This window comes from Streptomyces sp. NPDC050416 (genome assembly GCF_044458845.1).
Lineage (GTDB): Bacteria > Actinomycetota > Actinomycetes > Streptomycetales > Streptomycetaceae > Streptomyces.
The window spans coordinates 254,420-270,046 of the sequence record NZ_JBITII010000009.1 but is presented as its reverse complement, the minus strand read 5'-3'; the positions used below and the strand labels follow the sequence as shown (position 1 = coordinate 270,046).

Annotated in this window: 19 protein-coding genes, 1 tRNA gene and 2 pseudogenes; 13 read left to right on the top strand and 9 right to left on the bottom strand. The window is 65.6% G+C overall.

The annotated features are described in order from the left end of the window. Nucleotides 1-51 precede the first annotated feature (51 nt). Nucleotides 52-645, bottom strand: coding sequence for a TetR/AcrR family transcriptional regulator (locus ACIBL4_RS27595; RefSeq protein ID WP_399414498.1), 594 nt, complete (start codon nucleotides 643-645; stop codon nucleotides 52-54). Between the two features lie 309 nt (nucleotides 646-954). Between ACIBL4_RS27595 and ACIBL4_RS27590 the strand changes: the two genes are divergently transcribed. The 5 genes and pseudogenes from ACIBL4_RS27590 to ACIBL4_RS27570 all read left to right on the top strand — a co-directional run bounded on the left by ACIBL4_RS27590 (nucleotide 955) and on the right by ACIBL4_RS27570 (nucleotide 4,372). After that, the gene (locus tag ACIBL4_RS27590) at nucleotides 955-1,611 is read left to right on the top strand and encodes a CatB-related O-acetyltransferase (RefSeq protein WP_399414497.1); all 657 of its coding nucleotides are present in this window, start codon (nucleotides 955-957) and stop codon (nucleotides 1,609-1,611) included. Nucleotides 1,612-1,625: 14 nt separating this feature from the next. Further along, entirely contained in the window at nucleotides 1,626-2,582 is a 957-nt protein-coding gene (locus ACIBL4_RS27585) for a virginiamycin B lyase (RefSeq protein WP_399414583.1), read from the top strand. Further along, complete coding sequence (locus ACIBL4_RS27580; RefSeq protein ID WP_399414496.1) at nucleotides 2,579-2,926, top strand: YciI family protein; 348 nt, start codon at nucleotides 2,579-2,581, stop codon at nucleotides 2,924-2,926. Before ACIBL4_RS27585 ends, ACIBL4_RS27580 begins: the two co-directional genes overlap by 4 nt. 216 nt (nucleotides 2,927-3,142) lie before the next feature. After that, nucleotides 3,143-3,952 (top strand): annotated as a pseudogene (locus ACIBL4_RS27575) (IS5 family transposase). Nucleotides 3,953-4,066: 114 nt separating this feature from the next. Then, the gene (locus ACIBL4_RS27570) at nucleotides 4,067-4,372 is read left to right on the top strand and encodes a hypothetical protein (RefSeq protein ID WP_399414495.1); all 306 of its coding nucleotides are present in this window, start codon (nucleotides 4,067-4,069) and stop codon (nucleotides 4,370-4,372) included. 18 nt (nucleotides 4,373-4,390) lie between these two features. Here ACIBL4_RS27570 and ACIBL4_RS27565 read toward each other — a convergent pair. From ACIBL4_RS27565 to ACIBL4_RS27550, 4 genes are all read right to left on the bottom strand, one after another. After that, nucleotides 4,391-4,468 (bottom strand) — tRNA-Ser (locus ACIBL4_RS27565). 116 nt (nucleotides 4,469-4,584) lie between these two features. Further along, complete coding sequence (locus tag ACIBL4_RS27560; protein WP_399414494.1) at nucleotides 4,585-5,076, bottom strand: HNH endonuclease; 492 nt, start codon at nucleotides 5,074-5,076, stop codon at nucleotides 4,585-4,587. Nucleotides 5,077-5,082: 6 nt separating this feature from the next. Continuing rightward, entirely contained in the window at nucleotides 5,083-5,367 is a 285-nt protein-coding gene (locus ACIBL4_RS27555) for a hypothetical protein (protein ID WP_399414493.1), read from the bottom strand. Between the two features lie 513 nt (nucleotides 5,368-5,880). Continuing rightward, the gene (locus ACIBL4_RS27550; protein ID WP_399414492.1) at nucleotides 5,881-6,522 is read right to left on the bottom strand and encodes a DUF6082 family protein; all 642 of its coding nucleotides are present in this window, start codon (nucleotides 6,520-6,522) and stop codon (nucleotides 5,881-5,883) included. A gap of 918 nt (nucleotides 6,523-7,440) precedes the next feature. Between ACIBL4_RS27550 and ACIBL4_RS27545 the strand changes: the two genes are divergently transcribed. Beyond that, on the top strand, nucleotides 7,441-8,625 hold the full coding sequence (locus ACIBL4_RS27545) for a hypothetical protein (protein WP_399414491.1): 1,185 nt from the start codon (nucleotides 7,441-7,443) through the stop codon (nucleotides 8,623-8,625). A gap of 111 nt (nucleotides 8,626-8,736) precedes the next feature. On the opposite strand, the gene ACIBL4_RS27540 is transcribed toward ACIBL4_RS27545, so the two are convergent. The 4 genes from ACIBL4_RS27540 to ACIBL4_RS27525 form a co-directional block, all read right to left on the bottom strand. Continuing rightward, nucleotides 8,737-9,609 carry a hypothetical protein gene (locus tag ACIBL4_RS27540; RefSeq protein ID WP_399414490.1) on the bottom strand — a complete coding sequence of 291 codons (873 nt, stop codon included), beginning with the start codon at nucleotides 9,607-9,609 and terminating at the stop codon, nucleotides 8,737-8,739. Nucleotides 9,610-10,121: 512 nt separating this feature from the next. Then, the gene (locus ACIBL4_RS27535; protein WP_399414582.1) at nucleotides 10,122-10,502 is read right to left on the bottom strand and encodes a hypothetical protein; all 381 of its coding nucleotides are present in this window, start codon (nucleotides 10,500-10,502) and stop codon (nucleotides 10,122-10,124) included. Continuing rightward, complete coding sequence (locus ACIBL4_RS27530) at nucleotides 10,502-10,927, bottom strand: ATP-binding protein (RefSeq protein ID WP_399414489.1); 426 nt, start codon at nucleotides 10,925-10,927, stop codon at nucleotides 10,502-10,504. Before ACIBL4_RS27530 ends, ACIBL4_RS27535 begins: the two co-directional genes overlap by 1 nt. Nucleotides 10,928-10,973: 46 nt before the next feature. Further along, nucleotides 10,974-11,381 carry an NUDIX hydrolase gene (locus ACIBL4_RS27525; protein WP_381455227.1) on the bottom strand — a complete coding sequence of 136 codons (408 nt, stop codon included), beginning with the start codon at nucleotides 11,379-11,381 and terminating at the stop codon, nucleotides 10,974-10,976. A gap of 107 nt (nucleotides 11,382-11,488) precedes the next feature. On the opposite strand from ACIBL4_RS27525, the gene ACIBL4_RS27520 reads away from it, so the two are divergent. The 7 genes and pseudogenes from ACIBL4_RS27520 to ACIBL4_RS27490 all read left to right on the top strand — a co-directional run bounded on the left by ACIBL4_RS27520 (nucleotide 11,489) and on the right by ACIBL4_RS27490 (nucleotide 15,600). After that, on the top strand, nucleotides 11,489-12,277 hold the full coding sequence (locus tag ACIBL4_RS27520; protein ID WP_020274970.1) for a GntR family transcriptional regulator: 789 nt from the start codon (nucleotides 11,489-11,491) through the stop codon (nucleotides 12,275-12,277). Between the two features lie 166 nt (nucleotides 12,278-12,443). Further along, complete coding sequence (locus tag ACIBL4_RS27515) at nucleotides 12,444-12,800, top strand: hypothetical protein (protein WP_358966890.1); 357 nt, start codon at nucleotides 12,444-12,446, stop codon at nucleotides 12,798-12,800. Further along, nucleotides 12,800-14,176, top strand: a complete 1,377-nt coding sequence (locus ACIBL4_RS27510) for an FtsK/SpoIIIE domain-containing protein (protein ID WP_399414488.1) — start codon at nucleotides 12,800-12,802, stop codon at nucleotides 14,174-14,176. The genes ACIBL4_RS27515 and ACIBL4_RS27510 overlap by 1 nt, the downstream gene beginning before the upstream one ends. Nucleotides 14,177-14,255: 79 nt before the next feature. After that, the gene (locus ACIBL4_RS27505; RefSeq protein WP_399414487.1) at nucleotides 14,256-14,915 is read left to right on the top strand and encodes a DUF2637 domain-containing protein; all 660 of its coding nucleotides are present in this window, start codon (nucleotides 14,256-14,258) and stop codon (nucleotides 14,913-14,915) included. Between the two features lie 12 nt (nucleotides 14,916-14,927). Beyond that, complete coding sequence (locus tag ACIBL4_RS27500; RefSeq protein ID WP_270890853.1) at nucleotides 14,928-15,119, top strand: mobile element transfer protein; 192 nt, start codon at nucleotides 14,928-14,930, stop codon at nucleotides 15,117-15,119. Nucleotides 15,120-15,134: 15 nt separating this feature from the next. Continuing rightward, complete coding sequence (locus tag ACIBL4_RS27495; RefSeq protein WP_018471713.1) at nucleotides 15,135-15,329, top strand: hypothetical protein; 195 nt, start codon at nucleotides 15,135-15,137, stop codon at nucleotides 15,327-15,329. Nucleotides 15,330-15,354: 25 nt separating this feature from the next. Continuing rightward, nucleotides 15,355-15,600, top strand: a pseudogene (locus ACIBL4_RS27490) (SpdD protein). The last annotated feature ends 27 nt before the right edge of the window (nucleotides 15,601-15,627 follow it).

Below are 15,627 nucleotides of genomic sequence, written 5' to 3'. Positions count from 1 at the left end.
CATGCCGCCCGGTCAGGGGCGCGGCCGGAATCCGCCCCAGTTCGCGAGGGGTCATGGGGACACGGCATAGGCGGCCATGAACATGTCGAGCAGGCCGTCGATCGCCGCTTCGTCGACAGGGCGGGTGGACAGCAGCCCCCGGTAGTAGAGGGCGCCACACAGCACCTCGGTGGGGTAAGTGAGGTCGGCGTCTGCGATGAGCTCGCCGGTGCGCTGGGCGCTGGCCAGGCGGTCCAGGGTGCGCTGTTCGATCGTGGCGAGGAACTGCTGGTAGAGCCGCTCGCGCAGTGCGTCGTCGTCCTGGGCCGCGATGATGACGGCGCGGTAGACGGGCCAGATGTCAGGGCTCAGTAGTGCAGCACTGGAGCGGACGAACTGCTCGCGCAGATCGGCGCGGACGTCGCCGGTGTCGCGGTAGTCGAGGTCGGAGCCGAGGGCACGGTGAAGGGCATCCAGGAGCAGCTCGAACTTCGTCGGCCAGCGCCGGTAGATCGTGTGCTTGCCGACGCCGGCACGGCGGGCTACCGCGGCGATCGTCAGGTCTGAGTAGCGGACCTCCGCGGCCAGTTCGAAGGTGACGCGCAGCAGCTCCTCGGTTCGCACCGCGCCACGGCGGCGGGGCTCGGCGGCCTTGTCGTCGGTCATGCTGCCGATCCTATCGGCACATATAGTGCCGTTGACAGTCGGGGCCTCTCCAGGCAATCTGATGTCCCGGCATCGGCACGATGTGTGCCGATATGATGTGGTGCTCCGACTGCCCGGAGGACCTCATGTCCGGTAATCGACGAGGGGAGGCACCCTGCAGCGGCGTGATCGTTCAGTTCGCCGAGTGGGTCACCCCGTCCGGCCCGGGGAACGCCAGGCAGTGCCCATCACGTCGCCTTCCGTCCGGTCCCGGCAACATACGGCCCGGACCATGCACGTCATCCCGTAACCCGGCAAGAGACCGAGACCATGTCACCTGATCCGACCTCCGTTCACCCACTGCCCGCCCACGACCGCGTGGTGTTCCTCAACCCGCTGGTCACCTCGCCGAACATCGTCGTGGGTGAGTACACCTACTACGACGATCCGGACGGCGCCACGGACTTCGAACACTGCAACGTCCTCTACGCGTACGGGCAGGAGCGCCTCGTCATCGGCAAGTACTGCGCCATCGCCACCGGCACCACCTTCCTGATGGCCGGCGCCGAGCACCCGACGATGGGCGTCTCGACGTACCCGTTCACCATGTTCGGCGGCCGGTGGGCCGAGCAGACCCTGGACGTCGTCACCGCCATGCCCAGCCGCGGCGACACAGTCGTCGGCAACGACGTCTGGTTCGGATACCAGGCGGCCGTCATGCCCGGCGTTCGGATCGGCGACGGTGCCATCATCGCGGCCGGCGCCGTGGTCACCGCCGACGTTCCGCCCTACACGATCGTCGGCGGCAACCCGGGCCGACCGATCCGGCAGCGCTTCGACGACGCCGACATCGATCGACTGCGGCGCGCCGCGTGGTGGGACTGGCCCGCCGACCTGGTCACCGAACACGCCCGCACCATCATGGCCGGAACCCCGGCCGACATCGAACGCATCGCCACCGAGCAGGGAGCAAGGAAGTCCCTTTGAGTCATGTGACCCAGATGTTCGTCGAAGAGCACACGGTGGCCGACGGCGCAGCCGGGCCCTACGCCCTCACCACGGGACCGGACGGCGCCCTGTGGTTCACCCTCGTCCACAGCGGCCGGATCGGCCGCCTCGTCCCCGGCGAGGAGCCGACGAGTCACCGGCTCGATCCCGACTGCGGGCCGACCGTCATCACCCCCGGCCCGGACGGTGCGCTGTGGTTCACCGAGTACCAGGCGGACCGAATCGGGCGGATCACCACCAACGGCGTGATCGACGAATTCCACACCCCCACACCTGGTTCCGGGCCGTTCGGCATCGCGGCGAGCCCTGACGGCGCGCTGTGGTTCACCGAGACCACTGCCGACCGCATCGGCCGCATCACCGTCGACGGCCGCATCACCGAGTTCCCGCTGCCCGTCACCGACGCTTTCCCCTCGGCGATCACCGCCGGCGGCGACGGCGGGATGTGGTTCACCCTCAACCAGGCCAACGCCATCGGGCGGATCGGTGTGGACGGTACGGTCACCCTCCACCCCCTGCCGACGCCGGAGGCGGCACCGGTGGGGATCGCCGCGGGCCGCGACGGCGTGCTGTGGTTCACCGAAATCGCCGCAGGTCAGATCGGCCGAATCACACCCGACGGGCAGATCGACGAGTTCCCGCTGCCCGACCGCGCCGCCCGCCCGCACGCCGTCACCGTCGACGGACAGGGCACCTTGTGGTTCACCGAATGGGGCGGCAACCGCGTCGGCACCCTCACCGCCGACGGTTCCGTCACCGGTCACGACCTGCCCACCCCACGTTCCGAACCGCACGGCATCGCCATCGGGCCCGACGGCGCTCTGTGGACCGCACTGGAGATAGGTTCACTCGCCCGCATCACCTCAGCCGACAGCACCGCTGAAAAACCACCCCCTCCCACACCATCAGCAGCGGTCGCCCGTACGACGACCGGAGAGGAGTTCCCATGAAATTCGCACTCGTGATCTTCGAGACGGACGAGTCGCGTCGTCGGATCCAGGCCGACCGGGCCGGGTACCGCAGGGAGTACGAAGGCTGGATCGGCGGACTCGCCGCAGCCGGAAAGCTGGCCGGCGGCGACGCCCTGGAGACCGAACACACGGCCCCCGCGACAGTACGCAGCGCGGCCGACGGGACATCGATCGTGACCGACGGACCCGCGCACACCGGCGAGGAGACCCTCGGCGGCTGGTTCATCGTCGACGTGGCCGACCGCGAGGAAGCCCTCGAACTGGCCATGAGCCTCCCCACCCCGGAGACCGTCGAGATCCGCCCGATCCTCGAATCCGCCTGAACAGCGCGGGAAACCGGCCCGATGGCACACGTGCGGCCGCAGGGGCACCACTGCAGTGCCGCCTGGCCTCGCCTGATCAGGCCGTCTGGCCGCAGCCGTCGGCGCCAAGGATCTCGCCGCACAGAGGGCTGAAGTCGACTCCAGCGACGTCTGGAACACGTTTTCGACGAGTTTTAGACGTCGCTTCTGATCGCGGAATCGCTCGTTGAGCCGTGCATGACGGATCTGATCGAGCGGTTGGTGCCGGACGAGTTGTGGACGATGTTCCGGCGGGTGGTCCCGCCGACGGAGGTCATACGCCCGCAAGGTGGCGGGCGACGGCGGGCCGGAGACCGCGAATGCCTGGCGGCGATCGTCTTCGTGGCCAGATCGGGCTGCACGTGGCGGCAGTTGCCGCCGGTGTTCGGGCCGGCCTGGCCCACGGTTTACCGGCGCTTCGCCCAGTGGAGCCGGAACCGGGTCTGGGCCAGGCTGCACCGGCTCATCCTCGACGAGCTCGGCGCTCGGGGTGAGCTGGACTGGTCGCGGTGCGCGATCGACTCCGTCAGCGTCCGAGCTACAAAAGGGGGCCACTGACTGGACCGAATCCGACCGACCGTGGCAAGCAGGGGTCGAAAATTCACCTGATCACCGACCGGAGTGGCATGCCGCTGTCGCTAGGGATCTCCGGCGCCAACATGCACGACAGCCTCGGACTGCAGCCGCTCGTTCGCGGAATCCCGCCCATCCGCTCCCGCCGCGGACCCCGTCGGCGACGTCCGGCCAAGCTCCATGCCGACAAGGGCTACGACTTACGACCACCTGCGGAAATGGCTTCGCGGGCGCAGCATTCGCCACCGCATCGCCCGCAAGGGCATCGAGTCGTCCACGTGGCTTGGCCGACACCGCTGGGTCGTCGAGAGAACGGTCTCCTGGCTCGCCGGATGCCGAAGGCTGCACCGCCGCTACGAGCGCAAAGCCGAGCACTTCCTGGCCTTCGTCGGCGTAGCCGCAGCCCTCATCGGCTACCGCCGAGTCACCAAGTGAAACGACGTCTTACTGGTCGGTGCCGATGGACTCGGCGGCAGTGCTATGCGCCCCGCTCGCGGTGGCCCGGCTGATCGCCGCCGGACGGCGCTGCCTGGAGACGGAGCCCGAGTCATGAGCGGTACGCCGTATCCGTCATTCGTCGATGTCCCGTGGGCGGATGTGTACGCGCGGCTGGCGAAACACTGCAGCACCTGCGTGACGTGCATGGCTGTGGACGAGGAGGGCGTGAACCTCGAACTTCCCTGCGCGACGGCCGACCGGTTGAATGAGGAGTACCGGCAGGGACGGCGCGCACGCACCACCTCGACGTTCCCGGCCCGGGATCCCAGCAACTTCCAGGGGCGTCGAGATTGCGCCGGGACCTCTCGATCGCCCGAGTTGATGTCAGAAGTGGATGGCAAAGGCCCCGGACCATGATCGGTCCGGGGCCTTTGTTGGTGCCCCCGGCAGGATTCGAACCTGCGACACCCGCTTTAGGAGAGCGGCTGGGGCGTAGGCCAGGTGACCTGCGGCTTCCTTGGCCGAGCTAGCGGGCACGAGTGCGCCCGTCAGTTACCCTCGTTGACCGTGGCTGACCCGTGGATCTGGCACGGTTGTGGCACGCGACCCCTTCGTAGATGCGTACGTGATCAGCGTCCTTCGCGCTCGTAGCGCTCCACTCGACGCGCCAACTTGGCGCGATATCTCTCGGGTGTATGGAAGGCCTGAGAGCGGCGGACCATGTCCTCTGCCCTGAGGCTTTCCGCGTAGGCCCGGAGCGCGGGTATCCGGAGGAGGAGAGCGCGCTGCGTTTCGGCTTCCTCGACAGTCCCCAGCGGGGTGCCGGCGTTGCGTTCATGGTTGCAGCCCCAGTGTGTGAGGCGCACATTGTCGCGCGTGTCAGTGCCGCTGGCCGCGATGCAGCAGACGTGGTCGATGCTCGGGGACCGAGGATCTGGGTGCTGATAGGCCTGGTCCACTGGATCTTGGCACAGGCCACAGACCCAGCCGTCCCGTGCGCCGATCTCTTTCGCCGTATAGCGCTCGACGCTCCCGTTGCTCCGCATGCGCTCACGGCGGCGCTGATCCTGGGCGCGCTTGGAATCGCTACGGCGCGATTCAGGCAGGTCTGCGCTGGTCACATCTTCCTACCTCGCGGGAGAACCGCAGCGCCCGCACGGCCGATACCCCACCGCCTGCGCGTCGCCCAGCAGCATCCAACTGGCGTCATTCAGCTGCCGCCCTTCGCCGACGATGAGCCCGCACTGCTCGTCGCCGTGGAACACGTCGCGGCTGGCTGGAGCGCTCGCACGCACCAGCACCGCGGGCTCGCCCAAGCGGTCGACACCCTCATCGGCATAGCACTCCTGCATCCACTGGGCCGCATCGTCCTGACCGAACCCGTCCGGGTACGGCAGCTCCCTTCCGCGCATCTCTATCCCAGTCCCCTTCTGGGCCTAAGCACCGACGTGCTTGTTGGTCTAGCAGATGTACAACAAGCCGTCCCCCCAGCCGGCTCTTTTCACCGAAACTGAGCACAGCCGCCCTCGACGAACCCTCACAGACTGGCGCCTCAGTTGGGTCCGGACTCTCGTGGCTGGCGTCGTCTCATTCGGGATCGATGCAAGCCAGCCTGCCCAACCGGTACCCACGGTGGACATCGGCTGGTCACCCCCCCGGCCGGGGAAGGGCTCGGCCCGGAGAGAGCCGCTCTGCGTCTACTTCCCGGGGGCGCAAGGAACGGGAGCCACACACGGCTCCCGGAGGCCCTGTGATTATTCGACAACACACCAGGTAGAGGTCTCGTCCGTGGTGGACCGGGCGGCCTCAGTCCACAGATAGTCCACGATCCTGCCCAGCAGTCCGATCAATACGGCAGCGCCGATGGTGCGTCAAACCTCGACTGACAGTCAGTTACGCCAACGGGTAAGCCGGTCGATCAGCCATTACGATTGAGCCGGCAAGAAGTAGGAATTTTCTTCAGTCGGCGGTCCAGCCGCCACCGCCGTTTCGTAGACTTGCTGGGTGAGTGCAACAAATTCCCGGTCTCGTCGGTTTGCGTTAGCCTTTGCCCAACTGATCCATTGACGTCCCATGATTCGCCAGTGACGGCGCGCGACCTCGCCTGCAAAGTGGTTCGTCAGGACGATGCGAGTTGCCTCTAGGGTTGTGCGTCCGACCACGTAATCGGCGAGCCACAACCGATAGATCAGATTGCAGAACATGTGCTGTCGCGCCTGTGCCAGTGTGCAGGGCTCGGATGGTGGTTGCCAGCAATGCATCAGGGTTTCATCCTCGATACTATGAAGCGTCAACTCCTTGTGTATCGAGGATCGGATTTCTTCGTTCATGGCCCGTGTTTGTTTAGCCTGATACAAAATCGAGACGATCGCACCCAGGAAAGCTGCAGCAGAAAACAGCACGGCTAATGCCCCATAAGCCTCACTTACCTCGCTCAGCTGACTCCAGTCCATCCCTGAGGGAGCTACCATGCGTAGAATGAAAGGGAAGGAGATGATGAGGGCGATGGTCCCAACTACAGCTGTTGTCCAGAGGGTCCACTGTTTCCAGAGCCTGCCAGGCGTCATGATCTACCCTTCGACGCAGTGATAGGCGCCATCGTCTCCAGGTGTGAAGGGGAAGGCAAGATGTTCGAGTGCGCGTATTCGTGCAGTAGAAGGCACTAGCAACAGCCTCCACTCCTGCCTCTGAATCGTGCTGGTTTTCCGAGCTGGTTGGCTCGTTTCTTCAGTTTGGGAAGCTGCGGTCATTTGCGGCGGGCTGGGCCGCTGACCTGCGGGAACTGTCAGGTGGGGCCTCACTGGCCCCCGTGACGCCTAGTCTTCGACTGGTGATGCCATGGATTCGGGCGCCTGCGTTGGCCAACACGCTTTCCAACTGTGTTAGCGGTCCAGCGAGGCTCGTGCGGGGGCGTTCACCTGCGTTCACGGGAGGTTGGCCGCTTGCGCCGGGGAGGCTTTGGCTCCCGCCTGAACGGCCGTGAACGGGGCTGAATGAGACGGAAACTGAGACGGTGGTGACCGGCCGGGTTCCACGGATCCTGCGAAACCCCCGCACCGAAGTGTGCTCTGAGTCACACTTGGGAGCTTGGATGAAACGAGGGGGATCGTGAGCAGCCCGCAGGAGCGGATCGTCTCCCGCCACGGCAAAGTGACGTCTGTCGAGCAGTCCGTCAAAGCACGGCCGGGGAGGGGGATAACGAGTGGAAGAAGAACGATGTGCCGACACCGCAGCCGGCCGCCGGTACGTACCTCTGGGGCGTCCTTCAGCGCAGCAGCTGGACTTCCCACCCAGTCCGGATAGCGGTGGACTCGGCAGTCGACTCCTGACGCGCTTTCGCTGTTGCCAGCTGCCTAATGACAAAGCTGACCTTTGGTCGCCATCTACATTGGCTGAAAGCTGCCTCAGGGAGTCAAGACCCCAAAAACGATCACCAGTAAGCTGACGCTCGATCTGAGTCCTAATATGCCTAGGAGGGCACAGCAGTGTGGAACTTGCAGGAATCCAGAAGGCGTTTTTACTCCGAGCAACAGTCCAAGGAAGTTAACTACTGGGTATCACTCTTCGAATCCGAAGGGAAGGGTGAACTGCTTCAGGGCGAGGAGTTCAATGAATTCCGAGAGTGGAGACCTACAAGATCTAACTGCCCTGAGCTCGAAGGCATGATGGACGACCTAATTCACGTCGCCCCGTTAGCGTGGAAGGCAACACTCCGTAACATCTTCGCCGCCCGCGTCGCTGACGGCGAAGCAAACGCGAGTGCTTGGTCCTCGCGCCAGAGTGGAGTGGTCGAAATCAATCAAGGGTTTACTAACGCCGCGATCGTCTACGCAACCCTGTTCAGTCAGTTCTTTGATGCCATGCATACCATCGTGACCGACGTCGACCTGGGGATGGACGACGACGAGGTCCTCTGGTGGATCCTTGAAGAGATCGACCGGGGTGCCGTCGACCCTGTCCTATTGGCGGAAGAGGCCGCGTCCGTTTGGCGTCAGCAGAGGTCGGTGATCGTCGCCCATAAGGCACTTACAGATGTACCAAAGCACCGTGTTGATAGCTACAGAATATCGATCGCGGCTGCCGAAGAATTCGTGTTGGCGCACGAAATATCGCATCACCTACTTGGGCACACTGATGAATTTTTCAAGCACTCCGTGAGCGTTTCTCGTGAAATGGCTAGCTGGATTGAAAGGTCTGGAATCCGCGATTTATGGAGCTCCCTAAATCAATCGCAGCGCTCCGAGCTTGAGGCAGATGTAGCCGCCTTCCTGCTCATGTCAGGAGAGTTGGGCGGCGACCTTCAGCGAGGCCAAATCTATAAGGCGATTTCGGGATCGATGCTCTCCCTTATTGCCTTGTCGCATATTTCAGGACACTGGCACAGCGAAGATGCAAGCGGGACGCACCCGGACTTCATCACTAGGTATGCAGCCATCGCTGCAATCGTTCATGAGATGTCGAGGGAAATTCCCATGGGTGCCCACGATGACCACCCAGAAGGTTTCCTGCTCCAGTTCCGCGGATTCATCTCACTAGTACTCCAGTGCTGGTCATCAAGGCGCATCGAGGAGGTAAAACGCCCCCACTTTCTGAATGTATTTTCTTGGATCTTGGATGAATCTGCTTCACTGGAGGAGAAGCTTCGGCGACTTAATCAGGTTCAGAAATAGAGGTGCCGTCGGTGGGTCGCCGGCTCGGCAACTCGCCGGAGGTGATTCACGGCGATATCTCGTCTGCATCGACGTCCACGAAGAGCCGCCAACGCGTAGATCGCAGAGGCGCTAGTGGGAGGTCTCTGAGTTGGCTTTAGTGACATGACTCAAGAGTGATTGCAAAGTGGGCACGGCTGCGATAACTGCCCCGCTAGCTGCAACCACGAGATCCCAGTATTCGGACGAAGTCCCTTGCCATTCCTTTGGATCCCACACGAGTTTGTCAACCGAAAACACGCAGGCAATTCCGGCAGCGACGCTGACGACGAGCAGTACCCACTGCGAGTGATTCGAGTCAGCTTGCAATCCGGCATCTCCACGGCGCACGACTCGGGCCCAGATCAATCCCGCGCAGGCTGAAAGGAGCGCTGCCAAGCCAACCCGGTTCATGTAGGGGTACTTAACGTGGATGACGATAGGGACATTGCCGCCCAGCACCCGCGAATCGTCAAGACCTGCCGCTCCTGCGTACGACCCAAAAGCGCTCACCTCTCCATAGCGAGGTGCAACGCAAACGGCCAGGAAGACTGTTCGTCCACTGGGGCCAACTCGCGCCGTGCTGGCTACTTGTTCCTCGGGGAGTGACACTCCGTCTGTCTGGCGGGCTAGGCCAGTGGTCGAGGTAGTGAGATGCGTCCCTGGTGGAAGCGTAGCGTTTTCAGCCAGCTTCAGCCGCGCTGTACTCCTCGAAATTCCATCACTGTCGAAACTCCCCGGAATGATGATGTCAACTCCCTTGGAGTCCTCTACTTCGACGACTTTTGCCGACTGGGAACTTGCGGCAATTCCCCTTTCTTCTTTGCATTTTTCGTTGGGCATTTTGCTTGTTGGGTGCACGGAGGGTTCATTAATTAGAAGGATGGCAGCGGCTGCTGCAGCAAGTAGGGAAATTACAATATCGGCAAAGTGTGATTGCATCCAATTCTTCAGATTTTGATTCACGGATCCCCCCAGGGGATGTTAGTCGGGCTCGTGTCTGGAAAGGGTATTTCTGAAACTTCTCTCCATGTCTGAGGCAGGGCTGTGCCGCGCCCGGATGGTCTAATAATTCCGACACAAAGCGGCACGGAGGCAACATCAGTAGATCAGCGTGTTAGAGGGCGTCCCTGAGAGGTCGGCGTAGCGGCTTTGGGCTGGAGCTGCTTTGGCGCGAGTGATCATGGCCCCGTAAGCTTTCGGCGCGTCGGGCAGTCTGTGGACCTGCCCGGTAAAGCACGACGTTGGGGCCATGATCTTCGAGGCTCGCGCCAAAGTGGCTGCCTAAAGCCGTGGAGTCGACCGCCCCAGCCACGACGTACCCCTTCTCTGGCACCAGGTGGCTGATTGCTTTGCGCGCGGCACGGGCGCCGGCCGGGCTGGAGCGGGGCGGAGACAGGAGCGCAGGCCCGGCCGGGGGCCGGGCCGCGCGCGGGGAGCGGAGCGAGCCGCCTTGAACCAGTAGAGAAAGTTGTAACTCAGTCTGCGGCGCGGGCGTTGAAGTCGTATGCGCAGGCTGGGAGATCGACGCCTTGGCGGTGGGCCAGCGGTAGGAAGACCACTGGCCGGATCGTCCATGTGATGCGGGTGTTGGCGTGTGTCAGAGAGACCGTGCAGGGTTCCATGCGTAAGAGGGCTCGTCGGGTATCGATGCGGCCGTCGTAGAGCCATTCCCAGGCCTCGTCGGAGGCGTCCGGGTCGAGTGCTGGTGAGATGGTGCGCAGGGCGACTGCTACCCATCTGTCTGCCTGTGGTGCCGAGTACGCGTCGAAGGATGCCCGGAGCGCTGGCCACCCCGTCTCGTCGTTGACGTCCTGCGTCCAGCACTCGCACCAGAAGCCCCGCTGAGGCTTGTCCATCAGCACGGGTGTCCTCCCGGCTGGGTGTCCGTGAAGAGTTCGGCGGTGACGGTGTAGCCGCTGTGGCTGCCGTGGACGACGACCCGGTGTGCGATGACGCTGACCATGCCCAAGCCGCGGCCGTGTACCGCGTCCTCGCTCGGCCGCTTGACCTTCGGTGCGGTGCCCGTCCCTCCCTCGTCGGTGACCGACAGGGCGACCACCTTGGGGGAGACCGCCAAGGCCAGGTGAAAGCTGCCTGTCCCGCCGCTCGCGGTGTGGAGGATCGCGTTCGCGCTCAGCTCGCTCACGATCAGTTCGGCATCGTCGGCCAGGGGAGATCCCCGCAGGATGTCCCGGGTCCAGCGGCGAGCCCGGCTCACCTCTTCCGGAAAACCTGGGCAAGTGAGTCCCCAGACCCGGGCGGTGCTCGTATACTCGTGCATACAAGTTCCTTCGTGCTGGTAGGCCGCCATGTGCAGCGGGTTCGGGCTAGACGAGTTTCACGCCATCGTGCGCGCGGATGGCCGGCGGGGACACCGCGTCGAGTGCGTCCAGGACGCGGATCGCGTATGCCTCGTCGGCGAGTTCGATGACCTCTTCACGAGTGGCCCAGCGCAGTGCTCGGGTCTCGTCCCCGGTGGTGGGCGTACCGTCGGCGGCCTCACAGCGGAAGACCATGGAGACGATCAAGCCCTTCATGTTCTTGTAGATCCCGGTCAGCATCGCGGGAAGCGCGATCTTGATGCCGGTCTCTTCCAAAACTTCGCGCTGGAGGGCCTCGGGGATGGTTTCCTCGCGTTCGAGGATTCCGCCCGGGGGTTCCCAGTGGCCGTTGTCGCGGCGTTTGATCAAGAGGGCGCGGTCCTGGTCGTCGACGATGACTCCGGCGACGCTCACGGAGTGCGGACGTTCGGTGCTCACGTTCCTCTGCCCTCTCGGATGGCTAGGCTCTCCACCGTAGCAACAAAGCTCGCCCACTCGTCTAGATACCTAAAGGAGTACACGTGCCCTCTCTTTCCTCCGGCCTCCTCGGCGATCTCGACCCCACGAGCGATCGTGCGGTCTTCCGGCAGATCGCCGACCAGCTGCGCGAGGCCATCGACCGTGGGCGATTCAAAGAGGGCGAAAAGCTGCCCTCCGAGGCTGAACTCGTCGAGCATTACGGGGTTTCCCGTATGACGGTTCGAAACTCCTTCTCCGTCCTCCAGGGCGAGGGCCTGGTGCACGCCGAGCACGGCAAGGGCGTCTTCGTGCGACCACGACCGCCCGTACGGCGGCTCGCCTCCGACCGGTTCGCCCGGCGCCACCGCGAGCAGGGGAAGTCCGCGTTCATCGTCGAGGCCGACGCCGCCGGCAGTCACCCGCAGGTGGACAGCCTGGAGGTCAAGGAGGAGAAGGCCAGCCAGGACGTCTCCACCCGGCTCGGGTCCGTGCGACGAGTGCTGGCCCGGCGTCGCCGGTATCTGCTGGACGGGCGGCCGGTGGAGTTCGCCACCTCGTATCTGCCGCTCGACATCGCGCGGGGCACGCCGATCGCCGAGCCCAACCCCGGGCCCGGTGGCATCTACGCCCGGCTTGAGGAGCTGGGGCACCGCCTCGACCACTTCGAGGAAGAGATCCGTGCCCGGATGCCCTCGCCCGATGAGGTGCGCACGCTGCGGCTGGCCTCCGGCGTGCCGGTCATTCACCTGATCCGCACGGCGTTCGACCAGGAGGGACGGGCCGTGGAGGTCTGCGACACGGTCATGGCGGCCGACGCGTACGTCCTGTCGTACCAGCTCCCGGCGACGTGAGCGCCTGACCGGTGGTGGTGCGCGGGGAGGCTTCTCCGAACTCGTACACCCCAACACGCTTACTCGTATAGACGAGCGGGCAAGTTGTGTGGCAAGGTGGTTGCCGTTCCCGGGAGATCGGGTTCAAACACCGCATCTTGTATAGACGAGTAGATGGGAAGAAGTCTTGCGCACCATCCGTGTAGAGACCTCCGCCGCAACGATCCTGCTGACCGAGGCGCCCGAGCCCAAGGTACGCGACCGGCAGACGGGCGAGATTGCCAAGGACGCCACCAGCGGAGAGGCGCTGATGACGCTCGGCGTCGTCTACCTGGAGGACGGCGAGTCGTCGCTGATCAAGGTCACCGTTCCGGAGAGCGGGGTGTCCGAGGGGCTGACCCTCGGGGCTCCGGTCTCGCTGCCGGGGCTGGTGGCCCGGCCGTGGGAGAGCGTCTTCAACGGGCAGCAGCGCCACGGCATCGCCTACCGCGCCGCCGCCGTGACACCGGCCGCGTTCCCGGCCGCCACCGGGGCCGCTGCCTGATGACCGACCTCACGACACTCCTGGAAGTGGGTGGTCCTGTCGCCGCACTCGGCGGCGGGGCCGCCTACGCCCGGGCCAACCACCCCGGGGTGTACTGGTCCACGGTCGGCCTGCCGATATCCACCGCCCGGCTCCTCAGCTCCTACGGCTCGGTCATGGAGGCCTGCGGCCTGACCGTGGCTCCGTCCCGGCTGCGGATGCTGGCGGTCAAGGCCACCACTCGCCGTGAGGTCCGGCCCGTACCGCCGCGTCGCGGCATCATCCGCCCCACCTCGACTGGGCTGCGGCTCCGTCTGCGGCTCGCTCCGGGGCAGGAACCCGCCGACGTCGCCGCCTCAGCCGAACGGCTGCGGCACGCCTGGGGCGTCCACGCCGTGTACGTCTCGACGGTCAAGCCCGGTGTGGTCGAACTGCGTCTTGTCGGCTTCGATGTCCTGCACCGGGTGCGGATGCCGCGCAAGATCGACAGTGGATTGCTGAGCGTTCCGGTTGCCCTGCGGGAGGACGCCACGCCCTTCGTGCGCGACTACCGGACTGTGCCCCACCAACTCACCCTCGGCGCGACGCTGTCGGGCAAGTCCATGTATCTGCGGCACTTGATCGCCGGACTCGCCTCTCAGCCGGTCGCCCTGGTCGGCATCGACTGCAAGCGTGGTGTGGAGCTGGCACCGTTCGCTCCTCGACTGTCCGCGCTGGCTACCGATCCGGAGCAGGCCGCCGAGCTGCTGCCCGTGCTCGTGAAGGAAATGGAGGACCGATACGACCTGATAAAGGCCCGGCAGGGCATCGCCCCGGATACTCCGGCCGAGGAAATCACTTCGGACGTCTGGGGGCTGCCCGACTCCGAACGCCCCGTTCCCCTCGTTCTGTTCGTGGACGAGGTTGCTGAACTGTTCCTCGTCGCCACCAGGAAGGACGAGGAACGCCGAGACGAGATGGTCACCCAACTCATCCGGCTCGCCCAACTCGGCCGCGCGGCCGGCATCTACCTGGAGGTCTGCGGGCAGCGCTTCGGCGCCGAACTCGGCAAGGGCGCCACCATGCTGCGAGCGCAGTTGACCGGCCGCGTCTGCCACCGAGTGAACGACGAAGCCTCCGCGAAGATGGCCCTCGGCGACATCGCACCCGAAGCGGTCACGGCCGCCTGCGCCATCGCACCCGAACGCCCCGGCCTCGCCGTGGCCGGTGACACCTCGGGCGGCTGGTCCCGCATCCGCACGCCGTACTTGTCGCTGGGCGACGCGGCCGAGACCTGCCGGGAGTCGGCCCACCTGGTTCCCGACCTGCCCGCGCTCAAGCCTTTCCGGCCCGACGTGCCCGTACGGCCCGTCGAGACATCGGGCCCGGCGGTGCGGCCCCGACCGGTGACCGACTGACCCGCGCAACCTCGGTCGGCGTGACCGCCTCACGCCACGTCCCTACCCCTCCCATGCCCGAACCGGAAGGAGCCGCAGCATGCGTGCCCACCTGGCCCGCGTCGATGCGGTGCTCGTTCAGGCGGTCATCGCCGCCGCGCTGTCCTTCGCCCACCTCCACGACGTCGCCTCGGCGGCCGGACAGGACGGGTGGAAAGCGTGGGCCTACCCGATCAGCGTTGACCTGCTGCTCGTTGCTGCCTGGCGCCGACTGCGCTCCGGGGAGGCGAAAGCGGCCGGGTGGTGCTGGTTCCTGATCGCACTCGCCGCGTCCCTCGGCGCGAACGTGGCCACAGCCGGACTGCTCGACCTGGACCACGTACCGGCCTGGCTCCGCATCCTCGTCGCGGGCTGGCCCGCGGTCGCTTTCCTTGGCGGAACCCTCCTGGTCCACTCGCCGCCGGCGTCGCCCGACGAGACCGGGAACGCCGTGGCCCAACAGGAACCCGAGGACATCGAGGACCAGGAGGACGTGCCCCAGCCTGCACAAGAATCACCGATGCCACCGGTAGCCGACCCGGCACCTGACCCACCGTCGGCCCCGCCTCCGGTCGCTGTCCCGGTCGCCCTGGTCGAGCACGCCCGCAAAGTCGCCGCCGAGCACCACGCCCGCACCGGAACGGCCATCGACACCCCGACCCTACGCGCCCGCCTCGGCGTCCCGCCGCCCATGGCCGACGCCATCGCCGCCCAGCTCTGAGAGGAGACCCACGTGAGCGCCAACCGCCGTTTCCGTTCCGTCACCCGCATCGGCCCCGTCCAGGTCGGCACGTCCTACGACGGTCGAGGCCAGGAGAAGCACACCGCCGCCTGCACAGCCCCGCGCTGCGGCTTCTCCGCCGACTACGACAGCCGCGCTGCCGCCGAGCTGGCCGCCCGTACCCACCGCTGCCCCGTCCGCTGAAAGGACCCGGAAACCGTGACCGTCAGCCTGCCGCTCGTCGTCGTCCTCGGCTTCTTCGCCTGGGGAGCGGTCAAGTTCCTCGGCGTCCGCACGTGGATCGTCGTCCTGATCGCCCTCTTCGGCTTCTGGCTCTCGCACACGTTCATGGCCCCGGCCATCGAGTCCGGTACGCGCTCCGGCGTGGACATCGTCAACGGCTCACATGACTAGACGAGTAGGTAAGGAGAGCTTCGCCGTGTTCCTGCCCAAGTAACCCGACAGCCCGACGCCGCCGCCCGCATACCCCCGCACCGTTGCCGACCAGGCGCCCGCGCGGCGCCCCGCCCCTCAGATCTCCGTCAGCACGGGAGCGGTCGCGGCCGTCCTCGTCGGCGGCGTCGTGCTGACCGCACTCCTGGCCGCCGTCGCCGTCACGGCCGTCTCCGTGGCCGTCGCAGCCGTGGTCCTGCGCTCGATGCTCCGCGACCAGCACCGCCGCTGACACACCAGACCCCCGGGGCGGCCTCGA

Excerpts from the sequence above, each read along its gene's own strand:
- ACIBL4_RS27595 (WP_399414498.1), bottom strand. The coding sequence starts at position 645 with ATGACCGACGACAAGGCCGCCGAGCCCCGCCGCCGTGGCGCGGTGCGA.
- ACIBL4_RS27590 (WP_399414497.1), top strand. The coding sequence starts at position 955 with ATGTCACCTGATCCGACCTCCGTTCACCCACTGCCCGCCCACGACCGC.
- ACIBL4_RS27585 (WP_399414583.1), top strand. The coding sequence starts at position 1,626 with ATGTTCGTCGAAGAGCACACGGTGGCCGACGGCGCAGCCGGGCCCTAC.
- ACIBL4_RS27580 (WP_399414496.1), top strand. The coding sequence starts at position 2,579 with ATGAAATTCGCACTCGTGATCTTCGAGACGGACGAGTCGCGTCGTCGG.
- ACIBL4_RS27570 (WP_399414495.1), top strand. The coding sequence starts at position 4,067 with ATGAGCGGTACGCCGTATCCGTCATTCGTCGATGTCCCGTGGGCGGAT.
- ACIBL4_RS27555 (WP_399414493.1), bottom strand. The coding sequence starts at position 5,367 with ATGCGCGGAAGGGAGCTGCCGTACCCGGACGGGTTCGGTCAGGACGAT.
- ACIBL4_RS27550 (WP_399414492.1), bottom strand. The coding sequence starts at position 6,522 with ATGACGCCTGGCAGGCTCTGGAAACAGTGGACCCTCTGGACAACAGCT.
- ACIBL4_RS27535 (WP_399414582.1), bottom strand. The coding sequence starts at position 10,502 with ATGGACAAGCCTCAGCGGGGCTTCTGGTGCGAGTGCTGGACGCAGGAC.
- ACIBL4_RS27530 (WP_399414489.1), bottom strand. The coding sequence starts at position 10,927 with ATGCACGAGTATACGAGCACCGCCCGGGTCTGGGGACTCACTTGCCCA.
- ACIBL4_RS27510 (WP_399414488.1), top strand. The coding sequence starts at position 12,800 with ATGACCGACCTCACGACACTCCTGGAAGTGGGTGGTCCTGTCGCCGCA.
- ACIBL4_RS27505 (WP_399414487.1), top strand. The coding sequence starts at position 14,256 with ATGCGTGCCCACCTGGCCCGCGTCGATGCGGTGCTCGTTCAGGCGGTC.